Raw genomic sequence first — 11,154 nt, forward strand, 5'->3', positions numbered from 1 at the left:
GTATATTGTCGCAATTTGCTAATTATATATTGTGAATACTTTTCGTCATTCACTATTGCGAATTAAATAGATTAATGCCTCTAATTCGACCGATAAATCGATATTCATAATCTTCATCGAATCTGGTACATTAAGTCGAACCGGTGTAAAGTTTAAAATTCCCTTTGCATCGATTGCAGCTAGACGATCGGCCATTACTTGAGCTGAGCGAGACGAAACTGTTAATATTGCGAGTTCCGCATGATATTCATGATACATTTCTTCTAATCGATCCGGATGGTAAACAGGAATACCATTTACTACTTCCCCGTCATGAGGCGCTTTCGAATCGAAAGCTACAACAATTCTTGTATTATGGTTCTTTTGGAAATTATATTTTAAAAATGCATTCCCCAAATTCCCTACACCTATTAACGCAACATTTGCTCCTTCATCTTGATCCAGCGTTTGTCTGAAAAACTCAAGCAAATAAAGAACATCGTATCCATATCCTTTTTTACCAAGCGCTCCGAAATAGGAGAAATCTCTTCGAATCGTTGCAGAATCTATTTTCATTGCTTCACTTAGTTCTTGTGAAGATACTCTTCTTTTTCCTTCATTTGCAAAGTTTTGCAAAAAACGATAATAAAGAGGAAGTCTTTTTGTCGTTGCTTGTGGAATTTTTATTTCTTGTTTCACACAATCCCTCCCTATATGCAATTGGAAATCGTTTTCATCTTACTAAACATGTACAAATAAGTAAAGCATCCGATTGCGTACATTTTCCCCTTCCAGTACACTAATGATAGTGAACTGAGGTGTAAAAATGATTGTATTACAAGTAAATCAATTATATAAATCGTTTGTGACAAATGAAATATTAAGTGGGGTAAAGTTAGAAGTTCAACATCGAGACCGTGTTGCGTTAGTTGGGCGCAACGGAGCAGGAAAATCAACATTGCTGAAAATTATTGCTGGTCAGATGTCATATGATTCTGGTGATATTATTATCCCAAAAGATGTGAAGATTGGATATTTGGAACAACATTCTGGTTTAGAATCGACTTTATCTATTTGGGATGAAATGATGACCATTTTCAAACCGCTGCGCGATAAAGAAAAGAGCTTACGTGCACTAGAACTTCAAATGTCGGATCCAGCAGTCTATGGAAATCAGGATTTATACAGCAGGGTAATGGCGGAATATGACCAATTACAGCACGATTTTAAGGATGCTGGTGGCTATCAATATGAAGCTGATACTCGTTCCGTTCTCCATGGAATGCAGTTTTTTCAAGAAGACTATGATAAACTAATTGCTTCCTTATCAGGAGGTCAACGTACTCGTTTAGCTCTTGCAAAACTTTTATTAAGTAAGCCTGACCTGCTTATTTTAGATGAACCAACCAACCATTTAGATATTGAAACATTGAGTTGGCTTGAAAATTATTTAAAGGCATATGATGGAGCAATCTTAATCGTTTCTCATGACCGTTATTTTTTAGATCAAGTTGTTTCGATTGTTTATGAAGTATCTAGAACCCATGTCACAAAATATATGGGGAACTATAGCGCTTATTTAGAAGAGAAGGCAAGAAATTATGAAAGAGATTTAAAATTATATGAACGTCAACAAGATGAAAAAGCCAAGTTAGAGGCATTTATACAAAAAAACATTGCCCGCGCATCCACTACAAAAATGGCTCAAAGCCGCCGTAAAGTACTTGAACGTACTGAATGGATGGATGCACCTGATGGGAATGAACGCTCTGCTAATTTTGGATTTACAATCGAGCGCCAAAGCGGCAATGATGTACTATCAATTGATGATTTAACAATTGGCTATAATGGAAAAACAATTTCACAGAACATCTCAATGCGCATCTTCCGTGAAGATCGCATAGCATTAGTAGGGCCTAATGGGGTTGGGAAATCTACTCTACTAAAAACAATTGTTAAAGACCTACCAATCCTCTCTGGAGATATTCGTTATGGAGCAAACGTACAAATTGGTTACTATGACCAAGAACAAGCTAAACTAACGGGAAATAAATCAGTTCTTCAAGAACTTTGGGATGAATGGCCGCTAATGAATGAAAAAGATATTCGTACAATTCTAGGCCGATTTTTATTTAGCGGTGATGATGTTTCAAAGTCTGTTAATTCTTTATCTGGTGGTGAAAAGGCACGTTTAGCATTAGCAAAATTAATGATGCAAAAAGCGAATTTACTTGTGCTCGATGAACCGACAAACCATCTCGATTTAGATAGTAAGGAAATATTAGAAAATGCGTTAATAGACTATCCTGGTACATTGCTATTTGTTTCCCACGACCGCTATTTTATCAATCGAATTGCAACAAAAGTAGTTGAGTTATCAGGAAAAGGCTCTTTTGAATACTTAGGCGACTATGATTATTATATTGAGAAAAAACAGGAGCTGGAGGAATTAGCACACTTGAAGGCTGCTTCATCTTCACAAGTGGTAGAATCGCCTACTCCTTCAAAATCAGCTAATTCTCAAATTGATAAAGATGCGAAAAAACGTGAGCGCCAAATCCGGCGTGCAATTGAAGAAATTGAGAAAAAAATGAACGATTTGTCCGAACAGATTGCAATTATTGAGGAGAAATTATGTGATCCTGAAATTTTTAAAGACCACGAAAAAGTAATGAAACTTCAGACGGAGCTTGATTCTGTTAAATCAGAACATGAAGAAATTGAATTACAATGGCTGGATTTAAATGAAGAGCTTGAAAATATGACTTTGTAATAGTAGATGGGGCATGTCCAGAAAGAAAATTTTCTAAACATGCCCCTCTTTTTCTTTATGCAGCAACTGTGTTTGGAATCTTCTTTTTATTCAAGTATAAAGGAACGGATAATACTCCTAACTTGCTGTCTAATAAGATATGAAAAATGAAAAGCCATCTATTACTGCTTTATCCTGGTTAAGAAAATGGAGTACCATTCAAGTACTACCGAATTGCCCTTGCTTTTTAGATGTCTTTTTATATTATTCGCAAATATTTTACATACATCTTGGTCAATAGACAAATTTCGATAAATTATTTCCACAAATTTATTCACATTATTATCTTAGTAATATCAACCTATCAACACACTTTTCCACATTATCCACAAATCTATTTTGACTTATCAACATTTATGTGTGTAAAAACTAACACTACATATAGGTTTACCACAAGTTACCCACAAGTTATCCCCAATTTGTGCATAAGTACGAATGTTCGCCTTGACAATTAAAGAAAAATATTGTTGAAACTGTGGATAAGTTTTCAGAAAAATTATACAAAATGAAATTACAAATAAGTTTAGAGTATGATACTAAATATGTTAATATAACGTTTTTATACATATTCCGAGATGAAAGCACTTTTTTTGTCTGATGCTAGAATACGATTTGGGTCGCCACACTTTTTCTATAAACTGTTCAAAAAAGGAGGCATCCAACTATGACTTTTTGGATGCCTCCTACTTATTATTTTATCCAGCTTTTCAGTTCTTTACCTGGCAGACCATTCATGGATAAATCCCCTCGAACACCTGCATTATACATATAAGCTGCAGCTGCACCTATCATCGCAGCGTTATCTGTACAAAGCTTCAATGGTGGTACAGTAAAAGGAATATTTTCTGCCTCAAAAGCTTGTTCTAAATTTGTCCTTAAGCCCTTATTTGCAGAAACTCCACCAGCTGCAATTACTTGCTTCACTTGGAATTCACGTGCCGCACGAACTGTTTTTGTTGTTAGTACTTCCACAACACTGTCCTGAAAACCTTTTGCGACTTGCTCTGGGATAATTTCTTCCCCTCGTTGATCCATATTATGCTTATAATTAATTACGGCAGATTTCAATCCACTAAAACTAAAATCATAGGAGTCCTCAAGCCATGCACGAGGAAACTCTACAGCTTCATTAGTTTCATGAGCCATTCGATCAATATGCGGCCCTCCAGGATACGGCATATTCAAAACTCTAGCTACTTTATCATAAGCTTCTCCAGCTGCATCGTCTCGTGTTTCTCCAATTACTTCAAAACTGCCATGTTCCTTCATTAATACTAATTCTGTATGCCCACCAGAAACAACTAGTGCCAACAAAGGAAACTGCATTGGTTGGACGAGCGCATTCGCATAAATATGTCCAGCAATGTGGTGCACACCAATAATAGGCAATCCATGTGCAAACGCAAATGCTTTAGCCGCATTAATACCTATTAACAGTGCTCCAACTAATCCTGGGCCTTCCGTAACTGCAACAGCAGTCAAGTCCGACGGCTCCATATTTGCTCTTTGCAAAGCTTCTTCAATAACGATTGTAATTTGTTCAACATGATGACGTGATGCAATTTCAGGAACTACACCACCAAACCTTTTTTGACTTTCAATTTGTGACGCTACGACATTTGAGACAATTTCATTACCATTTCGAATAATAGCTGCTGCAGTTTCATCACAGCTTGTCTCTATTGCTAAAATAATACACTCTTCCATTATAAGTTCACCCACATTACAAGAGCATCCTCTTGGTTATCTGTATAATATCCTTTCCTTATACCGCCCTCTTGAAAACCAAGTTTACGATAAAGGTTTTGTGCAACCGTATTAGATACGCGGACCTCTAGACTCATGACTTCAACTCCATGGTTTCTTGCAATGTCCATTGCTTCACGCATCAGTCCTTCTCCGATTTTTCTACCCCGAGCTTCTTCTAATACAGCAACATTTGTAATTTGAGCCGAATCAATGACAAGCCACATACCACAAAAGCCAATAATGTTGCCATTGTCATCTTCTGCTACTACATAATGCGCAAAGTTGTTTTCTCTCATTTCATAGTGAAAGGAATCCAACGTCCATGGAGTTGGAAAGGAGGCAACTTCAATTGCATGAACTGCTTCTACATCTTCTGGAGTCATCCTGCGATAAAGTACCATAACTATTGCTGCCCCTTCTTCTGTTCCTTTACCCAATTTGCCTCTGCCTGTGCAATACGGTGATATTTAGGAACAAAAGAATGCACTTCTGCTGCATTAAGCAGTGGTTCATTTTCCGCTATTTCAATTAACTTTGAAGCTCTCGGCAAATGAAGAGAAAACGGTGCAAAAAATGCATTATCTCCTAAATATTGAACTATTTGATCTTTAAAATTCGCTGCATCTACTCCAACAAATACTACACGCTCATTCAATTGCTGTAATTGGACTAAGATCGCGTCAATTGAATCATGACGGTCTTCAATTATAGTTTCTAAATTCATTCCATTATACGCAGCAGCATAAACATTTTGTCTGCGTGCATCAAATAAGGTGCAAATGACCCCATTAAATAATTGTGCATTTGCAGCAAGCACTTTTAAACTTGATACCCCAACCAATGGCTTTTTTAGCGTCCATGCAAGCGTTTTTGCCAACGTTACGCCAATTCGAATACCAGTATATGAACCTGGTCCTTCTGATACAGCGATTGCATCAATATCAGCTGGTTTTATATTTACTTTGTTTAAAAGCTCCTCAATTGTCGGCATAGCTGTAACAGAATGAGTTAATTTTATATTTTGCACTACTTCAGCAAGTACTTGTCCATCCTTTACTATTGCAATCGACAACGGTGAATTTGAAGTTTCTATCCCTAACCAAATCATTTAAAATAACTCCTCACACAATCGTTCATAACGCTTTCCGATTGGTTTTAATACAAATTTTCTTTTATTATCATCTATACGATAAATTTCAATTGCTAATCGTTCCTCAGGCAAATCTTCCTTAATTAAATGTGCCCATTCTACAACAGTAACTGCATCACCGTAAAATATTTCATCCCAACCAAGATCTTCATCACTATCAGATAAACGGTATACGTCTAAGTGATTAAGCGGCAGCCTGCCTTCATATTGTTTCATAATTGTAAAAGTTGGGCTATTGACTGTTCTTGTAATTCCTAAAGCCTTTGCCAATGCCTGTGTAAAGGTAGTTTTACCTGCACCAAGATCGCCTTCTAAAGTAATAGTATCCTGTGGTTCAAGTAAATCAGCAATATTTTGTGCTAAGCTTTGAGTTTCTTCTAAGGACATTATCTCTTTTTCAAATATCATTTTACTTTTTCCTCTCACCATCACATTACCTTAAGTTTACCTAAACAATGTTAAATGTTCAAAATGTATTACCTAATTTCTCAAAAATCAATTTTCCCTCGTTGCAAAGTATTTGCATCTGCTAAGGAAAACATTTTGTAGATCACAGCATAGGTTGGTAATACTTTCAAGTAAAGATACAGCACATCCCTAAAAATACGATTCGGGATGTGCCTCCAAAATCGTTAGCGTGTAGAGTATCCACGTTTTTCATAAATTTTTTTATCAATTAACTTATCATTCTCAAAATGAATTTCATACCCTTGTGTCATAAGAAGTTCATCATCCCATCTGAAAACACCTGCGGAAACTTGTTCGCCCCCTCCTTTTGCAATTCCAACAACGTCCATATACGACATTCCATTTTTTAGTTTTGCGAACTCTTCTTCATTCATATATTTTTGCCAATAGTATGCATTTGAATCTTCAATATTATAAATCTTATTTACTTCATATGAATGTTCATAAATTAAAACGATAATCGCAGCAATTATTATAAAAAGAAGGACTAAGATGTTTCTCCGATATCGTTGTTTCAAAAAAATCACCCCAAAAAATGACATACTACTACTATATTTATGTAGTTTTATAATCATGTGACTTTACATATCTCTTGAATATTTAGTCGTATTTTTTGGGCCATTCAATGAATCGTGGGGTTTTAGAATGGGAAAAAGGAGGCAACTTTCGAATTGAAAATTGTAAACTATTTTATCAATAAAAAAATCCTTATAAAGCCTATGCTTTATAAGGACATAAATTCTATTAGTATGGCGGTCCCGACCGGGATCGAACCGGCGATCTCCTGCGTGACAGGCAGGCATGTTAACCGCTACACCACGGGACCGTTTCTATCAGACATCTAATAATATAGCATTAAATAGGTGTTTTTACAATATTTTTTATAAAAATATTAGTAATTTTTTTCACTGATTAATTGATAGCAAGCTGGTTATATTATTTATTAGAACGTGGAAAATAGAGGAAAATAAGTATATACATGCTATGCTTAAAAAAAATTATTAATCCCTATCTAATTGCAAGGCATAAAGCAATGTCCCTCTCTCCCAAGGCACATTAACGCACTGGATTCCCGTGTCAAACTTGCTTCTTTTTTCCCAACCTATGGTTTTGTAGTAAAATGTTGAATATCAGCGGTTTCATTTGCGTGAAGCGACGTCCTACTCTCACAGGGGGTGCCCCCAACTACCATCGGCGCTATCTGCGAAGAGTGATGACACTGCGGAAACCTTCGTCATCTTCCTCGGTACGATGCTCGTGTACATAGTACACTCCGCTTCGTGCCTCCTTGATTCCTTGTTGGTCCTCACACTTCTCGAATACTACTGTTTAAATTATTTTTACTAATCGCGCCGACCAAACCTTCGGTTTTTGGTAGTTGGGGGCTTCCTTTTCTACATATAAAAAAACCGCTGAATATCAGCGGTTTCATTTGCGCGAAGCGACGTCCTACTCTCACAGGGGGAAGCCCCCAACTACCATCGGCGCTAAAGAGCTTAACTTCCGTGTTCGGTATGGGAACGGGTGTGACCTCTTTGCCATCATCACTTCACTTGCACATGGATGTGCTGGCTTCGCCGTTGCAACAGGATGTTGCGCTCTTAGGCGAAGTTCCTTTATTTAATTGAGAGTTCGTTCTCTCAAAACTGGATAAAGACATTGAATTCGTTCAATTATTTGGTTAAGTCCTCGATCGATTAGTATTCGTCAGCTCCATGTGTCGCCACACTTCCACCTCGAACCTATCTACCTCATCGTCTTTGAGGGATCTTACTTACTTGCGTAATGGGAAATCTCATCTTGAGGGGGGCTTCATGCTTAGATGCTTTCAGCACTTATCCCGTCCACACATAGCTACCCAGCGATGCCTTTGGCAAGACAACTGGTACACCAGCGGTGTGTCCATCCCGGTCCTCTCGTACTAAGGACAGCTCCTCTCAAATTTCCTACGCCCACGACGGATAGGGACCGAACTGTCTCACGACGTTCTGAACCCAGCTCGCGTACCGCTTTAATGGGCGAACAGCCCAACCCTTGGGACCGACTACAGCCCCAGGATGCGATGAGCCGACATCGAGGTGCCAAACCTCCCCGTCGATGTGGACTCTTGGGGGAGATAAGCCTGTTATCCCCGGGGTAGCTTTTATCCGTTGAGCGATGGCCCTTCCATGCGGAACCACCGGATCACTAAGCCCGTCTTTCGACCCTGCTCGACTTGTAGGTCTCGCAGTCAAGCTCCCTTGTGCCTTTACACTCTACGAATGATTTCCAACCATTCTGAGGGAACCTTTGGGCGCCTCCGTTACCTTTTAGGAGGCGACCGCCCCAGTCAAACTGTCCACCTGACACTGTCTCCTACCCCGCTAAGGGGTATGGGTTAGAATTTCAACACAACCAGGGTAGTATCCCACCGACGCCTCCCTCGAAGCTGGCGCTCCGAGTTCTCTGGCTCCTACCTATCCTGTACAAGTTGTGCCAAAATTCAATATCAAGCTACAGTAAAGCTCCACGGGGTCTTTCCGTCCTGTCGCGGGTAACCTGCATCTTCACAGGTACTATAATTTCACCGAGTCTCTCGTTGAGACAGTGCCCAGATCGTTACGCCTTTCGTGCGGGTCGGAACTTACCCGACAAGGAATTTCGCTACCTTAGGACCGTTATAGTTACGGCCGCCGTTTACTGGGGCTTCAATTCAGAGCTTCGTGATGCCACTAACCCCTCCTCTTAACCTTCCAGCACCGGGCAGGCGTCAGCCCCTATACGTCACCTTACGGTTTTGCAGAGACCTGTGTTTTTGCTAAACAGTCGCCTGGGCCTATTCACTGCGGCTCTCTCACGAGAGCACCCCTTCTCCCGAAGTTACGGGGTCATTTTGCCGAGTTCCTTAACGAGAGTTCTCTCGCACACCTTAGGATTCTCTCCTCGACTACCTGTGTCGGTTTGCGGTACGGGCACCTCCCGCCTCGCTAGAGGCTTTTCTTGGCAGCGTGAAATCAGGTACTTCGCTCATACGAACTCCCCATCACAGCTTGGCGTATTAGGAAGCGGATTTGCCTACTTCCACGCCTTACTGCTTGGGCGCGCATAACCAACAGCGCGCTTACCCTATCCTACTGCGTCCCCCCATTACTCAAACGGCGGGGAGGTGGTACAGGAATATCAACCTGTTGTCCATCGTCTACGCCTGTCGGCCTCGACTTAGGTCCCGACTAACCCTGAGCGGACGAGCCTTCCTCAGGAAACCTTAGTCATACGGTGGATGGGATTCTCACCCATCTTTCGCTACTCATACCGGCATTCTCACTTCTAAGCGCTCCACCAGTCCTTCCGGTCTGACTTCAACGCACTTAGAACGCTCTCCTACCACGGACATCTACGATGTCCATCCACAGCTTCGGTGAATCGTTTAGCCCCGATACATTTTCGGCGCAGCGTCACTCGACCAGTGAGCTATTACGCACTCTTTAAATGATGGCTGCTTCTAAGCCAACATCCTGGTTGTCTAAGCAACGCCACATCCTTTTCCACTTAACGATTACTTTGGGACCTTAGCTGGTGGTCTGGGCTGTTTCCCTTTTGACTACGGATCTTATCACTCGCAGTCTGACTCCCGTGTATAAATATCTGGCATTCGGAGTTTGTCTGAATTCGGTAAAGCGAGATGCCCCCCTAGTCCAAACAGTGCTCTACCTCCAGTATTCTTAATCACGAGGCTAGCCCTAAAGCTATTTCGGAGAGAACCAGCTATCTCCAAGTTCGATTGGAATTTCTCCGCTACCCACACCTCATCCCCGCACTTTTCAACGTGCGTGGGTTCGGGCCTCCAGTGAGTGTTACCTCACCTTCACCCTGGACATGGGTAGATCACCTGGTTTCGGGTCTACGACCACGTACTCATTCGCCCTATTCAGACTCGCTTTCGCTGCGGCTCCGTCTTCTACAACTTAACCTTGCACGTAATCGTAACTCGCCGGTTCATTCTACAAAAGGCACGCTATCACCCATTAACGGGCTCTAACTACTTGTAGGCACACGGTTTCAGGTTCTATTTCACTCCCCTCCCGGGGTGCTTTTCACCTTTCCCTCACGGTACTGGTTCACTATCGGTCACTAGGGAGTATTTAGCCTTGGGAGATGGTCCTCCCGGATTCCGACGGAATTTCACGTGTTCCGCCGTACTCAGGATACACTCAAGAGGGAATGAACTTTCGACTACAGGGCTTTTACCTGCTCTGGCGGACCTTTCCAGATCGCTTCGCCTAATTCATTCTTTTGTAACTCTTGTATTGAGTGTCCTACAACCCCAAGAGGCAAGCCTCTTGGTTTGGGCTCTTCCCGTTTCGCTCGCCGCTACTTAGGGAATCGAATAATTTCTTTCTCTTCCTCCAGGTACTTAGATGTTTCAGTTCCCTGGGTATGCCTTCATGACGCTATGAATTCACGTCAAGATACTGTTCCATTACGAACAGTGGGTTCCCCCATTCGGAAATCTCCGGATCAAAGCTTACTTACAGCTCCCCGAAGCATATCGGTGTTAGTGCCGTCCTTCATCGGCTCCTAGTGCCAAGGCATTCACCGTGCGCCCTTCATAACTTAACCTAATTGCGGCTTCCGATACACATCGCATTACTACGTCAATTTCACTCGTTCGAATCCTCACGTACGTAGGTACGCTCCGGTCCTCACTCGTTCATTTCCTTGTACTGCTCGTGTCTCGAAACCCTTGAAGTTAGTTACAGCTTTTCTATAAAGAAAAGACTTAAGAACTTACAATAAATTTCTTGAACTTTGTTTGTTTCAATGTCGTTTTATCCAGTTTTCAAAGAACGAAATTACTAAATTGAAGATAATTCATTTACATGAACTCTTCAAAACTGAACACAAAACGTTAATGTTGATTAAGCCAAGCTTAATCATTCCGTATTGTCTAGCTTCAAACACCAGCTCGTACGCTGATTTCGCGCCTTCGTTCGAAAACAGGTTTTCGACTCAGTCG

At 40.9% G+C, this 11,154-nt stretch carries 7 protein-coding genes, 1 tRNA gene and 2 rRNA genes; 1 reads left to right on the plus strand and 9 read right to left on the minus strand.

All coding sequences use genetic code 11. The features are described 5' to 3' along the window. Positions 1 to 45 precede the first annotated feature (45 nt). On the minus strand, positions 46 to 678 hold the full coding sequence (locus MKY04_RS19740) for a redox-sensing transcriptional repressor Rex (protein ID WP_346235016.1): 633 nt from the start codon (positions 676 to 678) through the stop codon (positions 46 to 48). A 127-nt stretch (positions 679 to 805) separates the two neighbouring features. Between MKY04_RS19740 and MKY04_RS19745 the strand changes: the two genes are divergently transcribed. Beyond that, entirely contained in the window at positions 806 to 2,752 is a 1,947-nt protein-coding gene (locus MKY04_RS19745; RefSeq protein ID WP_346235017.1) for an ABC-F family ATP-binding cassette domain-containing protein, read from the plus strand. 729 nt (positions 2,753 to 3,481) lie between these two features. Here the strand turns inward: MKY04_RS19745 and tsaD are convergent. The 8 genes from tsaD to MKY04_RS19785 all read right to left on the minus strand — a co-directional run bounded on the left by tsaD (position 3,482) and on the right by MKY04_RS19785 (position 10,757). Continuing rightward, on the minus strand, positions 3,482 to 4,498 hold the full coding sequence (tsaD, locus tag MKY04_RS19750; protein ID WP_346235018.1) for a tRNA (adenosine(37)-N6)-threonylcarbamoyltransferase complex transferase subunit TsaD: 1,017 nt from the start codon (positions 4,496 to 4,498) through the stop codon (positions 3,482 to 3,484). Next, positions 4,498 to 4,941 carry a ribosomal protein S18-alanine N-acetyltransferase gene (gene rimI, locus MKY04_RS19755; RefSeq protein WP_126293803.1) on the minus strand — a complete coding sequence of 148 codons (444 nt, stop codon included), beginning with the start codon at positions 4,939 to 4,941 and terminating at the stop codon, positions 4,498 to 4,500. The genes tsaD and rimI overlap by 1 nt, the downstream gene beginning before the upstream one ends. Before the next feature lie 2 nt (positions 4,942 to 4,943). Further along, positions 4,944 to 5,648 (minus strand): tRNA (adenosine(37)-N6)-threonylcarbamoyltransferase complex dimerization subunit type 1 TsaB, encoded by a 705-nt coding sequence (gene tsaB, locus MKY04_RS19760; RefSeq protein ID WP_126293794.1) that lies wholly within the window; start codon positions 5,646 to 5,648, stop codon positions 4,944 to 4,946. Further along, complete coding sequence (gene tsaE, locus MKY04_RS19765; protein ID WP_126293795.1) at positions 5,649 to 6,098, minus strand: tRNA (adenosine(37)-N6)-threonylcarbamoyltransferase complex ATPase subunit type 1 TsaE; 450 nt, start codon at positions 6,096 to 6,098, stop codon at positions 5,649 to 5,651. 224 nt (positions 6,099 to 6,322) lie between these two features. Continuing rightward, positions 6,323 to 6,676, minus strand: coding sequence for a hypothetical protein (locus MKY04_RS19770; RefSeq protein ID WP_126293796.1), 354 nt, complete (start codon positions 6,674 to 6,676; stop codon positions 6,323 to 6,325). A 232-nt stretch (positions 6,677 to 6,908) separates the two neighbouring features. Beyond that, positions 6,909 to 6,984: transfer RNA gene (locus MKY04_RS19775), tRNA-Asp, on the minus strand. A gap of 610 nt (positions 6,985 to 7,594) precedes the next feature. Beyond that, positions 7,595 to 7,710 (minus strand): 5S ribosomal RNA (gene rrf / locus MKY04_RS19780). Positions 7,711 to 7,835: 125 nt separating this feature from the next. After that, a 23S ribosomal RNA gene (locus MKY04_RS19785) occupies positions 7,836 to 10,757 on the minus strand. Between the last annotated feature and the right edge of the window lie 397 nt (positions 10,758 to 11,154).

It is taken from the genome of Lysinibacillus telephonicus (genome assembly GCF_039654155.1).
Taxonomy (GTDB): domain Bacteria; phylum Bacillota; class Bacilli; order Bacillales_A; family Planococcaceae; genus Ureibacillus; species Ureibacillus telephonicus.

Excerpts from the sequence above, each read along its gene's own strand:
- tsaB (WP_126293794.1), bottom strand. The coding sequence starts at position 5,648 with ATGATTTGGTTAGGGATAGAAACTTCAAATTCACCGTTGTCGATTGCA.
- tsaE (WP_126293795.1), bottom strand. The coding sequence starts at position 6,098 with ATGATATTTGAAAAAGAGATAATGTCCTTAGAAGAAACTCAAAGCTTA.
- MKY04_RS19745 (WP_346235017.1), top strand. The coding sequence starts at position 806 with ATGATTGTATTACAAGTAAATCAATTATATAAATCGTTTGTGACAAAT.
- tsaD (WP_346235018.1), bottom strand. The coding sequence starts at position 4,498 with ATGGAAGAGTGTATTATTTTAGCAATAGAGACAAGCTGTGATGAAACT.
- rimI (WP_126293803.1), bottom strand. The coding sequence starts at position 4,941 with ATGGTACTTTATCGCAGGATGACTCCAGAAGATGTAGAAGCAGTTCAT.